Origin of the sequence: Dyella terrae (assembly GCF_022394535.1) — a bacterium.
Lineage (GTDB): Bacteria > Pseudomonadota > Gammaproteobacteria > Xanthomonadales > Rhodanobacteraceae > Dyella.
Genome location: NZ_CP089414.1, coordinates 5200103 through 5220874 on the forward strand (window position 1 = coordinate 5200103; position 20772 = coordinate 5220874).

Consider the following 20772-nt stretch of genomic DNA (forward strand, 5'->3'; position numbering starts at 1 on the left):
TAATGATGCGCATATGTCCTGGTCAAACATTAATCACATCCGGCTGCTCCGGTACGCTGGTCTGACAACGTACCTGTGCGTCGCCCTGCCGTTGCTTCCCGGCAGCTGGAGCCTTGCTCAGGTCAATTCCTGGTGGAGCGATCCGGATATCTCCGGCTGGATCTTTTCCTACCTCATGTTTGGCGTCACCTATGTCCTGTTGACGCGGCGATCCACGCTCAATCGGCAGGCTGGACTGCCGCCGATCAGCCGGCTGATCGGCCTGGTGGTGCTGACTGGCTCGGCCATTGCCATGGGCTGGTTCAGCCAAAGCGGTCTGTCGGCCATGCTGATGCTGGTCATTGCCGTGGTGCTGCCGTGGCAGTTGCCGGTGGGGGCAGGGCTGGCTTGGATGCTGGCGCAGAACCTCATGCTTATTCCCATCATCGCCAGCTACAAGGGCTGGACCACGGTGACGGCGATTCTTCAGGTCTGCATGTACTTGGGGATATCTGCCCTGGTGTTCTTCACCTCGATGATCGCCAGCCTGCAGGCGGAGGAGCGCGAGGCGCAGCGCCGCCTCAATTCCGAACTGCGTGCCACCCGGGCGCTGCTGGCCGAATCCACCCGCATTGCCGAGCGCATGCGCATTGCCCGCGACCTGCACGATCTGGTCGGCCATCACCTGACGGCGCTCAGCCTGAACCTGGAGGTGGCGAGCCACCTGGTCAACGCGCAGGCGGCGGAACACGTGCAGAAAGCGCAGGTGACCGCCAAGCACCTGTTGTCGGACGTACGCGAGGTGGTGAGCGAGCTGCGCCAGGACGATGCCATCGATCTGACCCTGGCGTTGCGCAGCCTGACCGAGGGTGTGCCGGGCCTGAGTGTGCACATGGAAACGCCGCCCCGCTTCAGCGTGGAGGACCCTCGCCGGGCCCAGGTGTTGCTGCGCTGTGCGCAGGAAATCATCACCAATACGGCCCGTCATGCCGGTGCGCGCAACCTTTGGCTGCGCTTCGACTACGTTAATGCCAACTTGCTGGAACTCTATGCCCGCGACGATGGGCGGGGCGCGGCGAACTTCCGGCCGGGCAATGGCCTGTCGGGCATGCGCGAGCGCCTGGCCGAGTTCGAGGGCAGTGTCACGGTGGACTCGGCCATGGAGCAGGGCTTTGCCCTCAACGTGCGCCTGCCGCTGGGCGAGGTGCCGGAGCTGGCGCACACGCCGTCACGGTTCGAGCCTCCAGCGCTGGGCATGCTGTAGCCTTGCCGGGAGGTCGTGTAAAAATGTGTGGCCTGGAGCCTGATCTTGGGCTGCGCATGGTTCGCGCCGGAAGTTGTTTGCGCGCCAGACAAGGAAGATCGAGGGAATGTATGTCGATACACGACCGAGTGATGACGCAGGATGGCGGGCAAACAAATCCGGCCCGTAGGGTTGCTCGCAAGCGCCCGCCAGAAAGCGACGCGCGGCTTGACCTGACCGCCAGTCAGGTGCTGCGCCACGCGCCACTCCCTGGCGGGCGCTTGCGAGCAACGCGGACCATGAGCAGCCCAAGATCAGGCTCCCAACGCCGCATCGTTCTCCCCGTTGGTCGCGGGCATCGCACTCCGACCACTACTGTTTCGAGGATTCGCGATGATTTCCGTCTGTCTCGTTGACGACCAGAACCTGGTTCGCCAGGGTGTCCGTTCATTGCTGGACCTGGCGGAGGACATCCGCGTGGTGGCCGAGTGCGCCGATGGTGCCCAGGCTGTCCAGGACATCCCCCGGATAAAGCCCGACGTGGTGCTGCTCGACCTGCGCATGCCCAACATGAGCGGTCTGGAAGTGTTGCAGGCGCTGTCCGCCCGCAACGAATTGCCCCCCACCATCATCCTCACCACCTTTGACGACGATCAGTTGGTGCTACAGGGGCTCAAGGCTGGCGCCCGTGGCTATCTGCTCAAGGACGTCTCGTTGGAGCAACTGGTGGAAGCCGTTCGCACTGTCTCGGCTGGCGGCTCGCTGGTGGCCCCGATGGTCACACAGCGCCTGCTTGCCGGCGTCGGTCGCATGCAGAACCAGTTCACCAGCCTGGAACAGCCCGATCCCCTGACTGAGCGCGAGACAGAGATCCTGCGTCTGCTGTCGGGTGGCTACAGCAACAAGGAGATCGCCAACTCCTTGAAAGTGGCGGAGGGAACGGTGAAGAACCACGTTTCCAACATCCTCTCCAAGCTGGGGGTACGCGATCGCACGCGTGCCGTTCTGAAGGCGTTGGAACTGGGGATCGTCTAAAGACTGGCGCCACCCTGCGGAGCCTTGCCTGACGCCATTCGCGGGCGTCTGGTGGGGCTCCTTCGGGCAGTCTTTACGGCCGGATAGCGTTCGGGCGCGCGAGCAAGTAGTATCGGTGGCTTCGGCGCTGGCCGACCCCCGTTCATGCATGGATTCTTCGGGAATCTCCCGTGGCGGGCCGGTCTCCGGCGACTGCCCTTAGTGCCGTATACAGAGAGACGTGCGGAGAATCCCGGAATGATGCGTGTTCTTGAATTTATTGTTGCCCTGATCATCGTCGCGGTCGCGGCAGTGGTGGTGGGTGTGGTGATGCCCAGCAGCGGGCATATCGAACGATCGCTGGTAATCGGCAAGGACATGCGTCAGGTCTATGACGTGCTGAACAACTTCCGCCGTTTCCCGGAGTACTCCGAGCAGCGCGACGCTGACCGCAACATCAAGTTCGACTTCTCCGGCAAGGCCTATGGCCCGGGTGCTGAAGTGAGCTGGTCCAGCAACGACGGCAAGGTTGGCAGCGGCAAGTTCACCGTTGCATCGGCTGATCCGAGCTTCGACAAGGTCGACGCAACCGCCAAGAAGTCCACCGTCGTGTGGAACGTCGACAACGACTGGCGCGGCAACGACAAGCACTTCACGATCGACCTGGAGCGCAACGGCAGCCGCGGTCAGCTGACCAAGGCCACCTGGTCGTATGACGTCGACTACGGCTTCAACCTGATCAATCGTTATTCCAGCCTGTACATTCACGGTGATCCGGACGTGTTCGTTCAGGCCACCCTGAACAACCTGCAGAACGTGCTGGCTTCGGTCCAGAACGTCGACTACACCAAGCTGATCCCGTACATCGAGCAGACCCAGGCGACCCCGGTGCTGATGGTGTCGACCTCGATCGAGCGCAAGGGTGGTCTTGAGGCCCTCAACGACGCGACCGACAAGGCCGTTGGCGAGATCCAGGCTGCTGCCAAGAAGTTGGGCGTGACCACCACCGGTCCGCGCATCATCTACACCACCAACTACGGCGACCAGACCTACACCTTCGACGTGGCTGTGCCGATCAGTGCGACCAGCCTGAGCGTTGCCGGTCAGACGGTGGAACTGGCTGTCGCCAAGTCGCCTGACCTGAACCCCGCTGCCGCAAGCAGCAGTGCTGACGCTGCCACTGCTGGTGGCGACAACACCCCGGGTGGTCACGACCGCTTCGGTCGCCTGATCGTCGACAACGACGTGCGCGCCTTCCTCGCCTTCGGTGGCCCGGCCCTCAAGGCCGTGTGGAACGGTACCGCTGCCGGCGTCCCGCAGACCCGCGACCTGATGAAGGCCTACGCTCAGACCCACGGTTACAAGTTCGACGAAGTGGTGAACCGCTTCTACGACATCGAAGCCAAGCCGGAAGTGAAGCAGGGCGACGAAGTGAAGCAGTACGCCGAGTTCGACGTGTACCTGCCGCTGAGCTGGGCACCGGACCAGACCCCGGAACAGGCTGCCGGCATCAAGCCGCCGTCGCTCGACGACAGCAGTGACCAGGCTCCGGCCTCGTCCAGCACCGCCGCCGCTCCGGCCAGCGCCGCCAGCACCGGCAAGTAAGTCGCCCTGGCGTCAAGTATCGAGAAGGCCCTTCCTTGTGAAGGGCCTTTTCTTTTTGTGCCTCCGACGATCAGGTCACGCTGAACTTTTCGGTTAAAGTGCGGGTCCACGTCGCTGCTGGGGCCCGCGACTCGCGCGCAGCAAATGCACGCTACTGACTAATCCGGACATGATCGAAACCGAACAACTCACTCGTCGCTACGGTGCCCTTACGGCAGTGGACTCGCTGAGTTTCCGTGCCGAACCCGGGCAGGTACTTGGGCTTCTGGGCCCAAACGGCGCGGGCAAGACGACCGCGATGCGCATGATTGCCGGCTTCCTGTCGCCGAGCTCCGGCACCGCGCGCGTGTGCGGTTACGACGTGCGCAAGGAGCCACTGAAGGCAAAGCGCGCGCTGGGCTACCTGCCCGAAGGCGCGCCGAGCTATGGCGAGCTGACCGTCCGCGAATTCCTGGTCTTCATCATCCGCATGCGTGGCCTGCAGCGGGACGAAGGCGCACGGCGCTTTGAGCGCGTGGTGGGTGGCCTGCAACTGGAAGGCGTGCTCGACCAGTGCATCGACACCTTGTCGAAGGGCCTCAAGCGCCGCGTGGGTTTGGCGCAGGCCATCGTGCATAACCCGCAGGTGCTGATGCTGGACGAGCCCACCGACGGTCTCGACCCGAACCAGAAGCACACGGTGCGCCAGCTGATCGATCAGATGGCGCGCGACCGCACCATCCTCATCTCCACCCACTTGCTGGAGGAGGTGCATGCCTTGTGCAATCGCGTGGTGATCATCGCCAACGGTCGGCTGATGGTGGACGCGACGCCGGCGGAGCTCGAATCGCGCTCGCGCTATCACGGCGCGGTGTCGTTCAGCGCACCGGGCAGCGGCGTATCGCAGGAGATGCTGGGTCGGCTACCGCAGGTGGCCTCGATCGAAGTTGACCCGATGGATGGCCGCATCACAGTGTTCCCTCGCCCAGGCGAGCGCATCCTGGAACCGGTGGAAACCTTGCTGCGCCAACAGGGGCTTGAAGTGTCGGAAATCCAGTTGGAGCGTGGGCGACTCGACGAGGTGTTCCGTCAGATCACCACCGGCGCGGAGAGCAAGGAATGAGCCCGATCGCAGCGGTGACGCGCCGCGAATTGCGGAGTTACTTCGTGACGCCGGTGGCGTACGTGTTCCTGGTGATCTTCCTGGTGCTGTCCGGCATCCTCACCTTTTATGCGGGCGATTTCTACGACAGGAATCAGGCGGACCTGCAGCCGTTCTTTGTGATGCATCCCTGGCTTTACCTTGTGCTGGTGCCTGCGGTATCCATGCGCATGTGGGCGGAAGAGGCCAAGGGCGGCACGCTGGAGCTGCTGATGAGCCTGCCGCTGACGCTGGCGCAAGCCATGCTGGGCAAGTTCCTCGCGGCATGGATTTTCATCGGGCTGGCCTTGGTGCTGACCTTCCCGATCTGGATCACCGTGAATTACCTCGGGTCGCCGGACAACGGCGTGATCGTCGCCGGCTACCTCGGCAGTTGGTTGATGGCCGGCGCCTTCCTCGCCATCGGCGCCTGCCTTTCGGCGGTGACGCAAAGCCAGGTGGTGGCTTTCGTGCTTACGCTAGTGGTGTGCTTCCTGCTGATCCTGGTGGGGCAGCCGCAAGTGATGGAGTTCTTCCAGGGCGCGCTGCCGCGCAAGCTGGTGAATGCTTTGGCGCATCTGAGCATGGTGCGCCATTTCGAGGCGATTTCGCGTGGCGTGCTGGACTTGCGTGACCTGATGTACTTCCTGGCGACCATGGCCGCATGGCTCACGGCCGGTGTGTTGACGCTCGACCTGAAGCGGACGCCATGAGCTTGAAGCGCATCCACATCACTCGTCGTGCCGTCTTGCTGGCCGCCCTGGCCGCACTGGCTGCCCTGTTCGTCGTCGTCGTGCTGACCAGCAGCCGCTGGCGCATGGGGCGGGTGGATCTCACCTCCGACCAGCTCTACACGCTTACGCCCGGCACGGTTCATATCGTGGATGGGCTGCATGCGCCGTTGCGCTTGACGCTGTACTTCTCCAGTCACGCCACACGCGATATGCCGCAATGGCGAAGCTACGAGCAACGCGTGGCCGAGATGCTGCAGGAGATGGTCGCTCGCTCGCATGGCCGTTTGCGCCTGCAGATCGTCGACCCGGTGCCGTACTCGGACGACGAGGCGAGCGCTGAAGGTTACGGGTTGACGCCGATCAATGGTGGCACCAATGGCGAACGCGTGTTCTTTGGCCTGGTGGGCAACACCTTGCCGGCAGGCGGCGATGCGGATACCGGCGATGAGGATCGCTTGCCCAAGCGGGTGCAGGCGATTCCGCTGTTCGATCCCTCGCGCGAAACCTTCCTCGAGTACGACATCGCCAAGTTGCTCTATGAGCTGGATCAGCCGTCGAAACCCCATATCGGCCTGATCAGCAGCTTGCCGGTGCAGGGCAACCCCGTGATCGGTGAAGAACCCTGGACGGTCATGCGCCAGTTGGCGCAGCAGTTCGACGTCAAGTCGCTCGATCCTGCCCGGCTCAAGCAGATCGACGGCGACATCAAGGCATTGCTAGTGATTCACCCCAAGCACCTGCCTGTCGATGCGCAATATGCCATCGACCAGTACGTGCTCAATGGCGGGCATCTGGTGGTGTTTGTGGATCCGGTCGCGGAGATGGATAACACACCATTCGTCGACAGCAATGGCGTCACCGACGATCACAACTCGAACCTGTCACGCCTCTTTAGCGCGTGGGGCGTGCTGTACGACCCGCAGAAGGTGGTACTCGACCGTTCGCGCGCGTTGCGCATCGAACTGGCGGACAACAGCTCAAGCAATCACCCGGCCATGCTGGGGCTGGGGCAGCAGGAGCTCAATCACGACGACGTGATCACGGCGAGCCTGCAACGCATCAATGTGTCCAGCGTGGGTTACTTTGATTTGGCGCAGGGCACGCTCTCGCGACTGACGCCGTTATTGCAGTCGACCACCGACGCCGAGGTCGTGCCGAGCCAACGCGTACGGGAGTCGATCAATAATCCGGCGGCTTTGCTCGACAACTACAAGCCTGACAACATTCATTACGTGATCGCGGCGCGCGTGCGCGGACCATTCACCAGCGCATTTCCGGAGCGGTCGAACGACAAGGGTTATCGCGCGCGCGTCGACGGCAATGCCGAGGTCATCCTCGTTGCCGATACCGACCTCCTGAGCGACCGCCTGTGGGTGTCTTATGCGCAAAGCCTGCTGGGCCAGCCGCAGCTGAGCGCGATCGCCAACAACGGCGACCTGGTCACCAATATCGCCGACAACCTGAGCGGATCGTCGGCGCTGCTATCGATCCATGGTCGTGTCAGTTCGCAGCGACCTTTCACACGTGTGCTCGCCTTGCGTGGCGCGGCCGACCAGAAGTTCCTGGCGAAAATGCAGGAGCTGCAGCGCGAGCTGACCGTCACCCGCACGCGGTTGAGTGAGCTGCAGCCCGCCAAGACGAGCGGCCGCAGTGACTCCACGACACCGGAGCAGCGCGCGGAGATCGAGCAGTTCCTGCAGCGCCAGCTGGAGGTCAACAAAGAATTGCGCGATGTGCAGCACCAGTTCAACGCGGAGATCGATGCGCTCGGCTTGCGCCTGAAGTTCATCAACATCGTGTTGATTCCGGTGCTGGTGACGTTGTTTGGCCTGCTCTATGGCTGGCGCCGTTCGCGGCGTAGCCGTCGAAAGCGCGCGTGAGTTTCTACGCCAGCGGTGATGTGTCGCATCCTCGTGCTGTAGGCATGGTCGCGCGGCGTATGATGAGCGATCGTCGCTGACCAGGGGCAGGGCCGTTCGATGATGGCAAGCGTGCTCAAGTGGATCGTGCCCTGGGAGTTCTCCTGGGTCTTTCTACTGTCCTTCATCGGTTTCAGCGTGTTTTATGTTCGTGGCTGCCGTCGCCTGCATGTCAGCGTGGGACGTCGCCTGTCGTTCTGGGTTGGCATGGCGCTGATCTACGTGTCCCTGCACACGTACCTGGATTATTTCTTCGAGCATGAATTCTTCATGCATCGTATCCAGCAGATCGTGCTGCACCATCTGGCGCCGTTGCTGATCATCGCGTCGTATCCGGGCACGGTGCTGCATAAGGGCTTGCCGTTCCGGTGGCGGCTGCGTCTGTTGAGGCCCGCGCGGCGCTCCTGGCCGTGGCGTTTGGCCAGTGCGGTGTGGTGCAACCCGGCCGTGGCCACAGTGGTGTTCGTGGCCTTTATCCTGATGTGGCTGGTGCCGTCCATGCAGACGCTGGCGATGCTGGACTGGCGCATCTATCGCTTCATGAACTGGTCGATGCTGGCCAGCGGTTTCACCTACTGGTGGCTGGTGCTGGACCATCGCCCGCGTCCGCCGGGCCGTATGACACCGGGCATCCGCGTGTTGTCGCCGGGCATCACCATGACGCCGCAGATCCTGGCCGGCGCCATCGTGACGTTCTCTAAGCACGATCTCTATCCAATCTTCGAGATCTGCGGTCGCGCGTTCACTTTCAACGTGCTTACGGCCCAGCTGGTGGGCGGCGTGATCATGTGGGTGCCCGCGGCGCTGATCGAGTCCGCCGGTGGATTGCTGGCGATGCGTCAGTGGCTGCAGCTCTCGCGTAGCGGACGCATTCGGCGCAAACCCTGGCCAACGCGTCGCACGCCTGCAGCTGCGCAGCCATAAAACACTTGCCACTCGCAGGAACACCGGTTGTGCGCGACGCGTAGCCTGCGTCGCAGCGGTGGATCAGTCGCTCGCGCCTGTGGCATTGGCGGGGCGCGCGACGAAGTCGGCATCCAGCGTACTGCCGTCGCCGAAGGTGAGCGTCACCTTGACCTTGTCACCGATCTTCACCGGTGATGCTGCCTTCATCAGCATCAGATGGTACCCACCGGGCGACAATTCGGTTTTGCCGTGTGCGGGAATGGGCAGATCGTCGACCATCGCCATGCGGCTGACACCGCCTTGCTCGCTACTCTTGTGCAGCATGGTGCTGGCGTAACTGGCGCTGCGCGCGCCATGCAGCGTGGCGGGCTGGTCGCTGGTGTTCTCGAGCGTGACGTAGGCGCCTGCGGGAAGGTCGCCCGGCAGCACGCGTATCCACGCCTGACTTGCGCGAATGTGCTCGGCTTCCGTGGCCTGCGCAGTGATCGCGAACATCAGTCCGGCGGCGAGCAGGGGCAGGGTGCAGGCGACACGAAAGCTCATGATTTGCTCCCCAGGCTCAGCAGCAGATGCAGGTCGTGGACCATGTCGTCCTGCGAATTGTTCGGTGTGGCCAGCAAGCGAGCCTTGCCATTGGCGTCGAACACGTAGATGGCCGAGCTGTGGCTCACTTCGTACTGCCCGTCGGCGCGGTCGGGTTCGCGGGTGAAGGCGGAACGGTAACGCTTGCTCAACGCCTCGATTTCACGCGGCGAGCCCGACAGACCGATTGCGCGCGGATCGAAGGCATTGACGTAGGCATGCATGACCTCGGGCGTGTCGCGCGCGGGGTCGACGCTGACGAACAGGATGCGCGCGCCGTCGGCGAGTGGCCCCAGTCGCTGCATGACTACGTGGAGCTGTGCCAGGGTCAGCGGGCAGACGTCGGGGCAGTGTGTGTAGCCGAAATAGAGCAGCACGACCTTGCCGCGATAGTCCTGGCCGCTGACGTTCTTGCCCTGGTCGTCGACCAGATGGAAGTCCAGGTCGGGCATGTGGCCGGAGACGTTGGTGAGCTTCCATTCAACCCCATCGTCGCGATGGCAACCGGTGAGCAACGATGCACCGAGCGCCAGCATCAACAGCATCAGCCAGTGGCGGGTGCGACAAAGCTTCATGCGAGAATCGATGGGAATCATTCCGGCAGCATACGACACTGGCTGCCGGGCCGGAGCCCTGCAAGTCGAGGAGCCATGTATATGCGACAACCTGCCTTTGCGACGGGCTTGCTGGTCGGGCTGGCCGGGGCCAGCGCGGTCGTCCTCGGTGCATTCGGTGCACATGCTTTGCGCGACGTGCTCGACGCGCGCGGCACGGAGCTGTGGCACACGGCGGTGAGCTATCACTTCTGGCATGCGCTTGCACTGGCCTTTGCCGTTATGGCGACAAAGGGCCGTGCAGCGCGCGTCGCCTTGATCGCGTATGTCATCGGCATCGTGGTCTTCTGCGGCAGCCTTTACGCGCTAGCCCTGGGTGCGCCGCGCTGGTTCGGTGCGATCACGCCGGTGGGCGGCCTGGCCTTTATCGTGGGCTGGATCGCGCTGGGTATCGGGCTGACAGGCCGTGAGGCGCGCTGAGCGAACTCAGACACGATCCACGCGGGCGGCGTAGCAACCCGGTCGCGCAATATGGATGTGGAGATAGGCGACGCTGTCGTCCGCGAACAGGCGTTCGATCAGCGGTTCCAATGCCGTGCCCTGGACGACGTCCGCATCGCGCAACATGCCGTGTTCGTCGAAGCCGCGCACGGAGAGCAGGCGACGGCGCAACTGGTCGGGTACCTCGTCGAGGCGGTCGTATTGCGTTTCGCCTTCGCGAATGTAGATGGCATGCGTGGAGCGGAAGGGTGAATTCGCAGGCTGGTGTTCGTAGTTAAGCAGGATCAGCGATTGCCCGGGTTCGGCATCGGTCAGGCTGATGCGGCAGGGGTATCCGTGTGCGCGGTCGGCCGTCACGCGCATGGCGCGGCGTTCGGTTAGCGCTTCATCGGGCAGGGCGAATAGTTCGGCGAAGGGTTCGGCGGGGAGACCGGAAAGGCGGAAGTGCATGAGGGGAACTCCGTCGGGGGCGATGAGTTCCAGCTTCCCGCGACGTCGCTTCGGCGACCATCCGATTCTTGCGGCCCCGTCAATCCACCCGAAATACCTGGACGGATTCGCACTCGGGGCAGCGGTAGCTCTGTAGTTCCGCGTCCTGCTCCTCCGCCCATTTGCGAGCCTCGGCGGGCAGCGCCTTATGGGGCTCCATCTCGACTTTCGAGCCTGTGCGCGAACAGGTATCGCACAGCACGGGGCCATCGGGGATTTGCGGATAGGGCTGGTTGTTAGCCATGGCGGTTCTCCGGAACGTGACGAAGGAGACCGAAGCTAGCGCCGACGTCGTGCAGGTCGCGTCGAAGCGGCATGAACAACGGACGTGCTCAAGATTCAGTCGTTCTCGTCGTCTTGTACCGGCGCGGACGTGTCGCGCTTCAGCCGTCCTTGCTTGCGCAACGCTTCACGCAGAACGAATTCGATCTGCGCATTCACGCTGCGCAGATCGTCATCGGCCCAACGCTGCATGGCCTCGAGCACTACAGCGCTGATGCGAAGCGGGTAAGCCTTTTTCTCAGCCGCCATACAGCGTGCCGGCATTCACTACCGGTTGCGTGGCGCGATCGCCGCACAGCACCACAAGCAGGTTGCTCACCATGGCGGCCTTGCGCTCTTCGTCCAGTTCCACGACGCCTTGTGCCTTCAGCCGGTCCAGTGCCATGGCCACCATACCAACCGCGCCGTCGACGATGCGCTCACGCGCCGCGACGATGGCGCTGGCCTGCTGGCGCTGCAGCATGGCTTGGGCAATTTCCTGCGCGTAGGCGAGATGGCTGATGCGTGCCTCGACGACGCGCACGCCAGCCTTGTCCAGCCGTGCCTGGATCTCGTCGCGCAAATGGTTGTTGATTACTTCGCCGTGGCTGCGCAGGGCGGGCTTGCCGTCGTCGTGCGCATCGTAGGGATAGTTCTGCGCCATCTGGCGCAACGCCGACTCGCTCTGGATGGTCGCGAAATTCTCGTAGTCGTCCACGCAGAACACGGCTTCGGCGGTGTCGACGACCTGCCACACCACCACCACGGCGATCTCGATGGGGTTGCCGTCGCTGTCGTTGACCTTGAGCTTGCTGCTTTCGAAGTTACGCACGCGCAGCGAGACACGGCGGCGCGTGCAGAACGGGTTGGTCCAGCGGAGACCCTCCTCGCGCACGGTGCCGTGATACTTGCCGAACAACTGCAGTACCTGGCCTTCGTTAGGGGCCACCTGGAAGAAGCCCTTGGTCATGAATACCGTGACGACGTGGATGGCGATACCCACCGCGCCCATCAGCGCGTGTTGGGTGAGGAGTGCATAGCCCTCGCAGGCCAGGCCAAGCAGGGCGAGAAAGATCACGACGGCGACCGTCGGTATGCCAGCGGTCGAAAAGCCTTGCTGCTCGTTCATGGTGGTTCCCCTTGAGGTCAAGAAATTAGATATCAATTTGATATCTAATTTCAAGGGAGGGTCACCAATCTCGGGTAGCCACGGTGCCACGCAGTACGGAAGGGGCCAGTTCCTGGGCTGGGGCGACTTGAGCTATCCGCATCTGGCCGAACAGGTTGGACAGGTTGGCAAAGTGCCAGGGATCACCATCGCCCGTGTCCAGCGCGATATGGGCGCTGTCGAAGCGGCCGAGCGCGGCGTCGAAGCTCTGCCAGCGGCCGTCGACCCAGGCCTGCACCCACGCATGCGGAACGAATACCCGCGAGCTACCCGCGTAGTGATCGGCGTAAACCATGCCGGTCACCACCCGCGCGGGAATGCCCCGTGCCCGCGCCAGCGCCGCCAGTAGTACGGCGTACCCTTTGCAGTCGCCCTGGCGGGTTCGTGCCACTTCAAGGGCGGAGGCGTAGCCACCGTTGCCGCTGTGGCCGGCGAGGTAGCTGCTGGTGAAGGCGAGCAGGCGGTTCATCGTCTGCAGGTCGTCGCTGGCGCCTTGGGTGGCGTTGGACGCCAGTGCACGCAGTTCCGGCGCATCGGACTGCAGCCAAGCGTTCGCCTCGGTGTCCTGCGCTGTCGGCCCCGGCTGCCCACCGGCTGTGGCGTTACCGATTTCGACCAGCCAGTCGCCGTGCCCCAGCGAAAAGACGCGCTGTTCGTCGGTGGCGATCACGGGGCGTGCATCGTCGTCCGTTGCGTGGATGACATAGCGCAAGACTTCCTGGCGCATCGACGCGGATACCCGCTCCGGCGAATCGACCATCGCCGCGCGGAGCATGTCGATGTCCTGCACCGGGGCCAGCGCGCATGCCTGGCTGCAGGCCAGCATGTCCAGTTCGTGGCCGAGCATTTGCAGGGAGCCTTTGCGGGTCTCTCCGCGCGCATTGATCCACAGATCCATGTACTGCGTACCACGTGGCGTCTGCAGCGTTTCGCGCTGATGGCTCAGCAGTTCCGGGCCGTCCGGGAGCGCAATGCGTTCGCTGCCCAGCACCTCGACGTCCACGGAGGCCACGCTACGGCTGGCGGGGTCGAACAGGTTCAGCGTGTAGTGCCCGGCATGGTCGACGGCGCTCGCCATGGCTTGCCGCTGGCCATCACTGAGCAGGGCACCGGTAGGCCATGGCAGGCTGGTCACGGTGGAAAGACCGGCTACCGTGGAGGTGACTGCGTACTGGCCGTCAGGCTGCCGTCGGCCATCGACGATGTTGCTGGAGGCGGACAGGGTGCTTTTCGCGTAAAAGCCCAGCGGCTGGCCATCGAGGGTTTCCACGCTGCGCGTCAATACCGCCATGGGCGTGGTTTTGCCGCTGCGCTCCAAGGCAATTTGCAGGTCCTGGGTGGTGGTCACCACGTCGCCATCGCGCACACGGTCTATGCGTAGATGGCCAATCTTGCGACCGCCCAGCTGCACCGACATCCAGGTGGTGTTCGTTGCGGCCGCGCTTTCCCGGGCCTGCGCGAGAACGCAGGGGGAGGGGCTCAGCGCGAACGCCATCGCTAGCGCGGCAAGCCACTTGCGCATAGGTCGCTCCGTGGGGACGGTGACAATTGCAGTCAACGCCGGTTCGCGACGTTCGTCAATGGAATCTGCGTGATGACGAGATGACGTCTGGCCCGATTCGGCGAGCGCACGCTTACAATGGCGCTTTGCCATCTCCGGGGAGAGACCGATGAAGCCATTTGGCACGCCTTATTCCGATCATGCGCTGCGCGTGCTGCTGCTGGGGTCGGGCGAATTGGGCAAGGAGGTGGCCATTGAACTGCAGCGCTACGCCGTGGAGGTCATCGCGGTCGATCGCTATGCCGACGCGCCGGCCATGCAGGTGGCGCATCGCAGCCATGTCATCGACATGCTGGATGGCGCTGCACTGCGCGCCATCATCGAAAAGGAAAAACCCGATCTGGTCGTGCCGGAGATCGAAGCCATTCACACCTCCACGCTGGTCGAGCTGGAGAAGAACGGCCTGCACGTGATTCCCACGGCGCGCGCCGCGTGGCTCACGATGGATCGCGAAGGTATCCGCCGCCTTGCCGCCGAAGAATTGAAACTGCCGACCTCGCGCTACCGCTTCTGCGATACCGAGGCTGAGTACCGCGATGCGGTCGCCTCGATCGGCCTGCCGTTCGTCATCAAGCCGGTAATGAGCTCTTCTGGCAAGGGCCAGAGCGTGGTGCGCCAGGAAAGCGAACTGCAGCACGCGTGGGACTATGCGCAATCCGGCGGGCGTGCGGGCAAGGGGCGCGTGATCGTGGAAGGGTTCGTCGACTTCGATTACGAGATCACCCTGCTCACCGTGCGTCACACGGACGGCGTCAGCTTCTGCGCGCCGATCGGCCATCGCCAGGAAGACGGCGATTATCGCGAATCGTGGCAGCCGCAGCCGATGAGTCCGGTGGCGTTGGCCGAAGCGCAGCGCCAGGCCGAAGCCATTACGGGGGCGTTGGGCGGCTGGGGCGTGTTCGGCGTGGAGTTCTTCGTGAAGGGCGATCATGTGATCTTCTCGGAAGTGAGCCCGCGCCCGCACGACACCGGTCTGGTCACACTGGTGTCGCAAGACCTTTCGGAGTTCGCGCTGCACGCGCGCGCCATCCTCGGTTTGCCGATCCCGGCGATCCGCCAACTGGGGCCGTCCGCGTCGTGCGCGGTGCTGGTGGAGGGCGAGGGTGCCGCGCCGCGCTATCACGGCGTGGCGGATGCGCTGAAGGAGCCGGACACGCAGTTGCGTATCTTCGGCAAGCCAACCGTGAAAGGCCGTCGTCGCATGGCGGTCACGTTGGCGCGCGATGAAAGCGTGGATGCTGCCAAGGCTAAAGCTATCCGGGCCGCGAAGGCGCTGCGGATCGAGCTTTAGTCTTGGCATCCTCACCCTGATGGGGTGAGGATGGTACGAGTCAGGCCGTGGCGGCAGTGATGCGTGAACGCCCGGATTCAACAGGTTTGTCGCAACAGTTCACCACTGGAGGTAAGGATGGAGCCGTCGGGATTCGCGCATTGGCTGGTCGTCGTTGTCGAGACGTTTGCCGCCCTGTTTCTTTTGCTGCTGGCGCTGCTGGTGGTGGTGATCGCTGTGGTCTGGCTGGTGGACCGCAACCAGACCAGCAACTCGGTGCTGCGCAACTTCCCCGTCATCGGCCACTTTCGTTATTGGTTCCTGCATCTGGGCGAGTTCTTCCGCCAGTACCTGTACTCCAGTGATCGCGAAGAGCTGCCGTTCAACCGTGCGCAACGCATGTGGGTGTATCGCGCGGCCAAGAACGTGGACAACACCAATGCGTTCGGCTCAACTCGCGACCTGCGTGGCGAAGGCGTGCCGTTCTTCGTCAACGCGCCGTTCCCCGCGCTGGGCGACCGGCACATCAAGCCGCGGCCCGTCACGCTGGGGCCGTACTCGCGCGAGCCGTATCAGCACGCGGCGTTCTTCAATATCTCCGCGATGAGCTTTGGCGCGCTGTCCGCGCCGGCGGTGAGCGCCCTGTCGCGTGGTGCCAAGAAGGCTGGCATCTGGATGGATACGGGCGAGGGCGGCCTGGCGCCGTATCACCTCGAGGGCGGTTGCGACATCATTTTCGAGATCGGCACTGCCAAGTACGGCGTGCGCACACCCGATGGCAAGCTGGATGACCAAAAGCTCCTGGCAATCTGCGCCCATGCGCAGGTGAAGATGGTGAGCATCAAGCTGGGGCAGGGCGCCAAGCCCGGTATGGGCGGCCTGCTGCCGGCGGCCAAGGTGACGCCGGAGATCGCCGCGATCCGTGGCATTCCCGTGGGCGAGGACTCGCAGAGTCCAAATCGTCACCTGGATATCGGCAATGTGCAGGAGCTGATGGATTCCATCCATCACATCCGCGAACTCACCGGCAAGCCGGTCGGTTTCAAGGCGGTGTTCGGCGGCGTGGATTGGATCGCCGACCTATGCGAAGAAGTGAAGAAGCGCGGCATCGAAAGCGCACCCGACTTCATCATCGTCGATGGTTCGGAAGGTGGCACCGGCGCCGCGCCGCAAACATTGATGGAAGGCGTGGGCCTGCCGTTGCACGAAGCGTTGCCGGCTCTGGTGGACCTGCTGGTGGTGAAGGGCCTGCGCGATCGCATCAAGGTGATCTGCTCGGGCAAATGCATCACTGCCTATGACGTGGCGTGGGCGCTGTCGATCGGTGCGGATTTCGTCAACTCCGCGCGTGGCTTTATGTTGGCGCTGGGCTGCATTCAGTCCCTGCAATGCAACCGCAATACCTGTCCCACGGGCATCACCACGCAGAACCCGAAGTTGCAGCGCGGACTGGTGGTGGCGGACAAGAGCGAGCGCGTGGCGAACTACGCCACCAACGTCATGCACGAGGTCGGCATCATCGCGCACAGCTGTGGTGTTGAAGAGCCGCGCCAACTCAGTCGCTCACATTGCCGCGTGGTGGGCGACGATGGCCTCTCTGTGCCGCTGGTGAAGCTGTACCCGTATCCCATCGTGCCGCGGGCACCAACGCAGCACGCTTGATCCGTTGAAGAAGACGGCCGGCGTTACGCCGGCTGTCTTGGGCGCGCTGTTCCCCGCACTCACGGGGCTTGGTGCTGTGGCGTCGACGCGCTCAGGCCTCAGCGGCAAGTTCGTTGAGTTGCTTCTGGAGCGACTTGTAGTCCACCTTGAGCTGTTTCTGTTCGAACCGGATGGCGAACTTGGTTGCTTCGCGCACGCGCCTGGTTTCGTCCGTGGCGGTGATCACGACGAGGCTGTATTGACCCTCTTCGAGTGTTTCACCGAGAGCCTGAAGATCACCGCGCGAGATGCCTGATTCGATGTGGCCGGCAATCACTCCGGCCGCTCCGCCGACGGCGGCACCAGCCAGCGCGCCCACGGCCAAGGTGATGGCCGGGAACAAGGCGAGGCAAGCGCCTACCGCAAGACCGATGCCTACGCCCTCCCAGCCTTTCGTATGTTCCGCCTGTTCGCGTTTGCGCACGAGGCTGATCTTGCCGTCCTTCTTCACCACGATGGCTGCGTCGTAGGTGTCGATACCTTGCGCATCACCAAACACGTACTCCACGGCGTCGAAGCCGGCCATGGCGGCCTCCTTGTCGGGATAGGTCATCGTGAACAGTTGATAGTTGTCGTACGTCATGGGGCGTTTTCCTCGAGTGTGCACGGGACGTTCCGTGCACACTCGTTTTAGCGACTCTGGCGCTGGCGCTAAATCGGGGATTGGAGATGCAGGCTGTAGAGGCATGTCCTTCGTGGTTGTAGCGTTTGTGCAGTTGCGTGTAGGCAGAGTGCGGGGCTTGTACGCATGGCATTGCTGGATGCATCCGTCATGACGACGCAACTCGTTGATTGTGGTCACCGTGCCATCACGTGTGGGACGGCATCTTTCCGTGGTCATCCCCCTTCGCACGGCTCTGCTGGCTACATGACGTGGCTAGGTCGCCGTGCGTTATGACCTAAGGAGATTGCCGCATGATTCCCAAGACGATGAAGGCTGCCGTTGCGCATCATTTCGGTGAGCCGCTGCGCATCGAGGAAGTGCCCGTGCCGGTACCGTCGCGCGGCGAAGTGCTGGTGAAGATCGTGTCCACCGGTGTCTGTCATACCGATGTGCACGCTGTAGATGGCGACTGGCCGGCGAAGCCGAATCCGCCTTTCATTCCCGGCCATGAAGGCGTGGGTGTGGTGGTTGCGTTGGGCGAGGGTGTGGACAACCTCAAGCTGGGCGATCCCGTGGGCATTGCCTGGCTGCACGATGCGTGCGGCCACTGCGAGTACTGCATCACCGGCTGGGAAACCTTATGCGAAGCGCAGCACGACAGCGGCTACAGCGTGGATGGCAGTTTCGCTGAGTACGCGATCGGCAATGCGGCGTACGTGGCGCGTCTTCCGCACGACGTGGATTTCGCGTTGATGGCGCCGGTTCTCTGTGCTGGTGTGACGACCTACAAAGGCATCCGCGAAACCGAAGCGCGTCCGGGCGAATGGTTGGCCATCTCCGGTATCGGCGGTTTGGGGCATCTGGCCATCCAGTACGCCACGGCCATGGGCCTGCAGGTGGTGGCGGTGGACGTTGCCGACGACAAGCTGGCATTGGCACGCAAGCTGGGTGCCGCAGCGACTGTCGATGCGCGTCAGCCCAATGCCGTGGAAGAAGTGCTCGACATCACCGGTGGCGGTGCGCACGGTGTGCTGGTGACGGCAGTGTCGCCGCCGGCATTTTCACAAGCGCTTGGCTTCATCCGTCGACGCGGCACCATGAGCCTGGTGGGTCTGCCGCCCGGTGATTTCGCCACACCCATCTTTGATGTCGTGCTCAAGCGTCTGACCATTCGTGGGTCCATCGTCGGCACGCGCAAGGACCTCGCCGAAGCGGTGGCTTTTGCCGCAGAGGGCAAGGTCGTGCCGACCATCGAGCGCCGCCGGCTGGAAGACGTGAACGACGTGCTGCAGGGCCTGCGCGAAGGGCATATCCAGGGGCGTGTGGTGCTCGACATCGCCCACCCCTGATCAACACCCTTGCAGGAGCGCACGATGCGCGCCTGCAAGAGTCAGGGATCCGCCATCTCCACCCAGCCTTCGCTGGTGCGTATCTGCAACGGGCGGAAGTTGCGCTTGTAATCCATTTTCGGATGCCCGGCGATCCAGAAGCCCAGGTAAATCCAGGGCAAGCCGCGGCGGCGGGCGAGCGCCACCTGTTGCAGGATGGCGAACGTGCCCAGGCTGCGTGCCGTCTCCTCGGGGTCGTAGAACGTATAGACGGCCGAAAGGCCTTGCTGGCACACGTCGGTAACGGCCACGCCGAGCAGGCGCGAACCCTGGCGGAACTCCAGGAACATCGTGGGGCTCCATGGCGCGGTCAGGAACCGGCGGAAGTCGCTGGCGTCCGCCTCGTCCATGCCGCCGCCCGGGTGGCGCTGGCGCAGGTAACGTTCGTAGAGCGTATGGCGCTCGGCGTTGTAGCCGGCCATCGATTCGATGACCGTCAGATCCTCGTTGCGCTTGAGGCAGCGCCGCTGTCCGCGATCGGGGGCGAAGCGCGCTACGTCGATGCGGCAAGGCGTGCAGGCCCGGCAGTTGGTGCAATAGGGGTAGTAAAGGTGCCCACCGGCCCGCCGGAAGCCGCGCTCCAGCGCTGGACCGTATAACTGGTCCAGCTGCGGCGCGGCCGGATCGATCACGAGGTTCTGTGCCGTGCGCTCGGCAAAGTAGCCGCAGGCGTGCGGCAGGGTTTGGAAGAGGCGGACACGATCAGAGCGCATGGCCTGATTCTATGTCTGGTTTGGGTCACTGTGTCACTAGCTGAAATGTGATAGCCGGATGTGACAGCCCAGGCAGGGTCAGATAACGCCCATGTACCGGAGCATCAGGATCACAAAGGCGCCGGCCACGGCCAGCATGACGATCCGGCGCATCCGGGTGGCCACGCTCTTGCGCTGCATCTCTGGCGTGGGGTTGCGGGCCAGGGCCAGTTCCTCCCCATGGCGGACCACCGGCTCGATGCCCAGCTCCTTGAGCATGGCGCGGGCGCGGGTGTAGTCGTCTGCCTTGGTGACCCAGACCTGGGCCCAGTTGTCCCGGTCTTCATGGCGTTGTGAGTAGCTGAAGCGCTGGTAGCTGGGGCGGCGGTAGTTGGAGCGGTTCTCGATCGTGTACTCGATCCCCTGGTCGGCCATCAACTTGGCGACGCGGTCAATGTTTTCCTGGCGGGGCGAGGTGTAGAGCTGACGCATGGGGGAGCCTTGGTTCGTCGCCGGTCGGGCGCGGCTGGCCGAGGAGGCCGGCCAGCTTCATTTTATTACTACGGTGGCCGGGCGGCTTAGCCGCGCAGGCGGATCAGGCCTTCCTGGGCCGTCGAGGCCACCAGCCGGCCGTCACGGGTGAAGATCTGGCCGCGCGCCAGGCCGCGGGCGCCTTGCGCCGTCGGGCTGTCGAAGGAGTACAGCAGCCACTCGTCGGTACGGAACGGGCGGTGGAACCATAGCGCATGGTCCAGGCTCGCCATCTGCACGTTGTGTGTGTAGTACGAGATGCCGTGCGGCAGGGTGGCCGTGCCGATCAGGTTGAAGTCGGAGGCGTACGCCAGCAGCGCGCGATGCAGTTCGGGCGAATCGCCCACTGGCGCAGTCAGGCGGAACCAGATGTGCTGGATCGGCGGGCGCTTCACCGGGTGCAGCTTGTCCTGCGGCCACACATGGCGGAATTCGAACGGTGCATCCACGCCCAGCCAGCGTTGCAGCTTCTCGGGCAGTTTGGCCAGCTGTTCCGGCGGCATCGGCTGCATGGGCTCGATGTCTTCGGGCATGGGCACCTCGGGCATCGACGACTGGTGTTCGAAGCCGGTTTCCGGCACTTGAAACGAAATCGAGCCATTGAGGATCGGCTGGCCGTGCTGGATGGCCACCACCCGGCGCGAGGAGAACGTGCCACCGTCGCGGGTGCGCTCCACGCTGTAGACGATGGGTGCATTGATGTCGCCAGCGCGCAGGAAATAAGCGTGCAGCGAATGGGCCTCGCGCCCGGTTTCAACCGTGCGCTGGGCGGCCGACAGTGCCTGGCCCAACACCTGCCCGCCAAACACGAAATGCGTGCCGATGTCCCGGCTTTGGCCGCGGAAGAGGTTGTCCTCGAGGCGCTCGAGTTCGAGCAGGTCGACGAGTTCGCGGACGTTGTTTTCCGTCATGGAAAAAAGCTCGGCGGAGGTAAGAGACCGGCGATTATA

Annotated in this window: 22 protein-coding genes; 11 read left to right on the forward strand and 11 right to left on the reverse strand. The window is 63.6% G+C overall.

Features of this window, described 5'->3' with window-relative positions; genetic code table 11:
• Positions 1-13 precede the first annotated feature (13 nt).
• The 7 genes from DYST_RS23075 to DYST_RS23105 all read left to right on the forward strand — a co-directional run bounded on the left by DYST_RS23075 (position 14) and on the right by DYST_RS23105 (position 8538).
• A complete protein-coding gene (locus DYST_RS23075; protein ID WP_102304957.1) occupies positions 14-1243 on the forward strand; it encodes a sensor histidine kinase in 1230 nt (409 codons plus the stop codon).
• A 372-nt stretch (positions 1244-1615) separates the two neighbouring features.
• Complete coding sequence (locus DYST_RS23080) at positions 1616-2257, forward strand: response regulator (protein ID WP_102304958.1); 642 nt, start codon at positions 1616-1618, stop codon at positions 2255-2257.
• Positions 2258-2494: 237 nt separating this feature from the next.
• Positions 2495-3841, forward strand: coding sequence for a polyketide cyclase (locus DYST_RS23085; RefSeq protein WP_239948803.1), 1347 nt, complete (start codon positions 2495-2497; stop codon positions 3839-3841).
• 169 nt (positions 3842-4010) lie between these two features.
• Positions 4011-4943 carry an ABC transporter ATP-binding protein gene (locus tag DYST_RS23090; protein ID WP_239948805.1) on the forward strand — a complete coding sequence of 311 codons (933 nt, stop codon included), beginning with the start codon at positions 4011-4013 and terminating at the stop codon, positions 4941-4943.
• Positions 4940-5674: an ABC transporter permease subunit gene (locus DYST_RS23095; protein WP_102304961.1), complete on the forward strand. Its 735-nt coding sequence runs from the start codon at positions 4940-4942 to the stop codon at positions 5672-5674. The genes DYST_RS23090 and DYST_RS23095 overlap by 4 nt, the downstream gene beginning before the upstream one ends.
• Positions 5671-7575 (forward strand): GldG family protein, encoded by a 1905-nt coding sequence (locus tag DYST_RS23100; RefSeq protein WP_239948811.1) that lies wholly within the window; start codon positions 5671-5673, stop codon positions 7573-7575. The genes DYST_RS23095 and DYST_RS23100 overlap by 4 nt, the downstream gene beginning before the upstream one ends.
• Positions 7576-7674: 99 nt before the next feature.
• Positions 7675-8538 carry a cytochrome c oxidase assembly protein gene (locus DYST_RS23105; RefSeq protein ID WP_239948812.1) on the forward strand — a complete coding sequence of 288 codons (864 nt, stop codon included), beginning with the start codon at positions 7675-7677 and terminating at the stop codon, positions 8536-8538.
• 63 nt (positions 8539-8601) lie between these two features.
• On the opposite strand, the gene DYST_RS23110 is transcribed toward DYST_RS23105, so the two are convergent.
• Positions 8602-9063 (reverse strand): copper chaperone PCu(A)C, encoded by a 462-nt coding sequence (locus DYST_RS23110; RefSeq protein ID WP_239948813.1) that lies wholly within the window; start codon positions 9061-9063, stop codon positions 8602-8604.
• Positions 9060-9677, reverse strand: a complete 618-nt coding sequence (locus DYST_RS23115) for an SCO family protein (protein WP_102304965.1) — start codon at positions 9675-9677, stop codon at positions 9060-9062. Before DYST_RS23115 ends, DYST_RS23110 begins: the two co-directional genes overlap by 4 nt.
• 81 nt (positions 9678-9758) lie before the next feature.
• On the opposite strand from DYST_RS23115, the gene DYST_RS23120 reads away from it, so the two are divergent.
• Entirely contained in the window at positions 9759-10136 is a 378-nt protein-coding gene (locus DYST_RS23120) for a DUF423 domain-containing protein (protein ID WP_239948820.1), read from the forward strand.
• A gap of 6 nt (positions 10137-10142) precedes the next feature.
• Here DYST_RS23120 and DYST_RS23125 read toward each other — a convergent pair whose 3' ends face one another.
• The 5 genes from DYST_RS23125 to DYST_RS23145 all read right to left on the reverse strand — a co-directional run bounded on the left by DYST_RS23125 (position 10143) and on the right by DYST_RS23145 (position 13597).
• The gene (locus DYST_RS23125; RefSeq protein WP_239948822.1) at positions 10143-10607 is read right to left on the reverse strand and encodes a DUF1203 domain-containing protein; all 465 of its coding nucleotides are present in this window, start codon (positions 10605-10607) and stop codon (positions 10143-10145) included.
• 79 nt (positions 10608-10686) lie between these two features.
• Positions 10687-10890: a hypothetical protein gene (locus tag DYST_RS23130; RefSeq protein WP_239948824.1), complete on the reverse strand. Its 204-nt coding sequence runs from the start codon at positions 10888-10890 to the stop codon at positions 10687-10689.
• A 95-nt stretch (positions 10891-10985) separates the two neighbouring features.
• Entirely contained in the window at positions 10986-11177 is a 192-nt protein-coding gene (locus tag DYST_RS23135; protein ID WP_102304969.1) for an Arc family DNA binding domain-containing protein, read from the reverse strand.
• The gene (locus DYST_RS23140) at positions 11167-12036 is read right to left on the reverse strand and encodes an SPFH domain-containing protein (protein WP_239948826.1); all 870 of its coding nucleotides are present in this window, start codon (positions 12034-12036) and stop codon (positions 11167-11169) included. Before DYST_RS23140 ends, DYST_RS23135 begins: the two co-directional genes overlap by 11 nt.
• Before the next feature lie 61 nt (positions 12037-12097).
• Entirely contained in the window at positions 12098-13597 is a 1500-nt protein-coding gene (locus DYST_RS23145; RefSeq protein WP_239948828.1) for a transglutaminase-like domain-containing protein, read from the reverse strand.
• A gap of 148 nt (positions 13598-13745) precedes the next feature.
• Here DYST_RS23145 and purT point away from each other — a divergent pair, with 148 nt between their 5' ends.
• Positions 13746-14927, forward strand: a complete 1182-nt coding sequence (gene purT, locus DYST_RS23150; RefSeq protein WP_239948829.1) for a formate-dependent phosphoribosylglycinamide formyltransferase — start codon at positions 13746-13748, stop codon at positions 14925-14927.
• A 117-nt stretch (positions 14928-15044) separates the two neighbouring features.
• Positions 15045-16568 carry an FMN-binding glutamate synthase family protein gene (locus DYST_RS23155; protein WP_239948831.1) on the forward strand — a complete coding sequence of 508 codons (1524 nt, stop codon included), beginning with the start codon at positions 15045-15047 and terminating at the stop codon, positions 16566-16568.
• A 91-nt stretch (positions 16569-16659) separates the two neighbouring features.
• Here the strand turns inward: DYST_RS23155 and DYST_RS23160 are convergent, their stop codons facing one another.
• A complete protein-coding gene (locus tag DYST_RS23160; RefSeq protein WP_239948833.1) occupies positions 16660-17190 on the reverse strand; it encodes a hypothetical protein in 531 nt (176 codons plus the stop codon).
• Between the two features lie 335 nt (positions 17191-17525).
• On the opposite strand from DYST_RS23160, the gene adhP reads away from it, so the two are divergent.
• On the forward strand, positions 17526-18560 hold the full coding sequence (adhP, locus tag DYST_RS23165; protein ID WP_239952188.1) for an alcohol dehydrogenase AdhP: 1035 nt from the start codon (positions 17526-17528) through the stop codon (positions 18558-18560).
• 41 nt (positions 18561-18601) lie between these two features.
• Here adhP and DYST_RS23170 read toward each other — a convergent pair whose 3' ends face one another.
• The 3 genes from DYST_RS23170 to tesB all read right to left on the reverse strand — a co-directional run bounded on the left by DYST_RS23170 (position 18602) and on the right by tesB (position 20733).
• Complete coding sequence (locus DYST_RS23170) at positions 18602-19312, reverse strand: arginyltransferase (RefSeq protein ID WP_102304976.1); 711 nt, start codon at positions 19310-19312, stop codon at positions 18602-18604.
• Positions 19313-19390: 78 nt separating this feature from the next.
• Complete coding sequence (locus DYST_RS23175) at positions 19391-19783, reverse strand: hypothetical protein (RefSeq protein ID WP_102304977.1); 393 nt, start codon at positions 19781-19783, stop codon at positions 19391-19393.
• An 86-nt stretch (positions 19784-19869) separates the two neighbouring features.
• Positions 19870-20733: an acyl-CoA thioesterase II gene (gene tesB / locus DYST_RS23180; protein ID WP_102304978.1), complete on the reverse strand. Its 864-nt coding sequence runs from the start codon at positions 20731-20733 to the stop codon at positions 19870-19872.
• Positions 20734-20772: the final 39 nt, after the last annotated feature.

What these genes read in the sequence shown, in the direction of transcription:
- DYST_RS23160 (WP_239948833.1), bottom strand. Translation starts at nt 17,190, where the DNA reads ATGACGTACGACAACTATCAACTGTTCACGATGACCTATCCCGACAAG.
- DYST_RS23145 (WP_239948828.1), bottom strand. Translation starts at nt 13,597, where the DNA reads ATGCGCAAGTGGCTTGCCGCGCTAGCGATGGCGTTCGCGCTGAGCCCC.
- DYST_RS23105 (WP_239948812.1), top strand. Translation starts at nt 7,675, where the DNA reads ATGATGGCAAGCGTGCTCAAGTGGATCGTGCCCTGGGAGTTCTCCTGG.
- DYST_RS23130 (WP_239948824.1), bottom strand. Translation starts at nt 10,890, where the DNA reads ATGGCTAACAACCAGCCCTATCCGCAAATCCCCGATGGCCCCGTGCTG.
- DYST_RS23115 (WP_102304965.1), bottom strand. Translation starts at nt 9,677, where the DNA reads ATGAAGCTTTGTCGCACCCGCCACTGGCTGATGCTGTTGATGCTGGCG.
- purT (WP_239948829.1), top strand. Translation starts at nt 13,746, where the DNA reads ATGAAGCCATTTGGCACGCCTTATTCCGATCATGCGCTGCGCGTGCTG.
- DYST_RS23140 (WP_239948826.1), bottom strand. Translation starts at nt 12,036, where the DNA reads ATGAACGAGCAGCAAGGCTTTTCGACCGCTGGCATACCGACGGTCGCC.
- DYST_RS23175 (WP_102304977.1), bottom strand. Translation starts at nt 19,783, where the DNA reads ATGCGTCAGCTCTACACCTCGCCCCGCCAGGAAAACATTGACCGCGTC.
- DYST_RS23135 (WP_102304969.1), bottom strand. Translation starts at nt 11,177, where the DNA reads ATGGCGGCTGAGAAAAAGGCTTACCCGCTTCGCATCAGCGCTGTAGTG.
- tesB (WP_102304978.1), bottom strand. Translation starts at nt 20,733, where the DNA reads ATGACGGAAAACAACGTCCGCGAACTCGTCGACCTGCTCGAACTCGAG.
- DYST_RS23155 (WP_239948831.1), top strand. Translation starts at nt 15,045, where the DNA reads ATGGAGCCGTCGGGATTCGCGCATTGGCTGGTCGTCGTTGTCGAGACG.
- DYST_RS23110 (WP_239948813.1), bottom strand. Translation starts at nt 9,063, where the DNA reads ATGAGCTTTCGTGTCGCCTGCACCCTGCCCCTGCTCGCCGCCGGACTG.
- DYST_RS23080 (WP_102304958.1), top strand. Translation starts at nt 1,616, where the DNA reads ATGATTTCCGTCTGTCTCGTTGACGACCAGAACCTGGTTCGCCAGGGT.
- DYST_RS23120 (WP_239948820.1), top strand. Translation starts at nt 9,759, where the DNA reads ATGCGACAACCTGCCTTTGCGACGGGCTTGCTGGTCGGGCTGGCCGGG.
- DYST_RS23095 (WP_102304961.1), top strand. Translation starts at nt 4,940, where the DNA reads ATGAGCCCGATCGCAGCGGTGACGCGCCGCGAATTGCGGAGTTACTTC.
- DYST_RS23170 (WP_102304976.1), bottom strand. Translation starts at nt 19,312, where the DNA reads ATGCGCTCTGATCGTGTCCGCCTCTTCCAAACCCTGCCGCACGCCTGC.
- DYST_RS23090 (WP_239948805.1), top strand. Translation starts at nt 4,011, where the DNA reads ATGATCGAAACCGAACAACTCACTCGTCGCTACGGTGCCCTTACGGCA.
- DYST_RS23085 (WP_239948803.1), top strand. Translation starts at nt 2,495, where the DNA reads ATGATGCGTGTTCTTGAATTTATTGTTGCCCTGATCATCGTCGCGGTC.
- DYST_RS23100 (WP_239948811.1), top strand. Translation starts at nt 5,671, where the DNA reads ATGAGCTTGAAGCGCATCCACATCACTCGTCGTGCCGTCTTGCTGGCC.
- DYST_RS23125 (WP_239948822.1), bottom strand. Translation starts at nt 10,607, where the DNA reads ATGCACTTCCGCCTTTCCGGTCTCCCCGCCGAACCCTTCGCCGAACTA.
- DYST_RS23075 (WP_102304957.1), top strand. Translation starts at nt 14, where the DNA reads ATGTCCTGGTCAAACATTAATCACATCCGGCTGCTCCGGTACGCTGGT.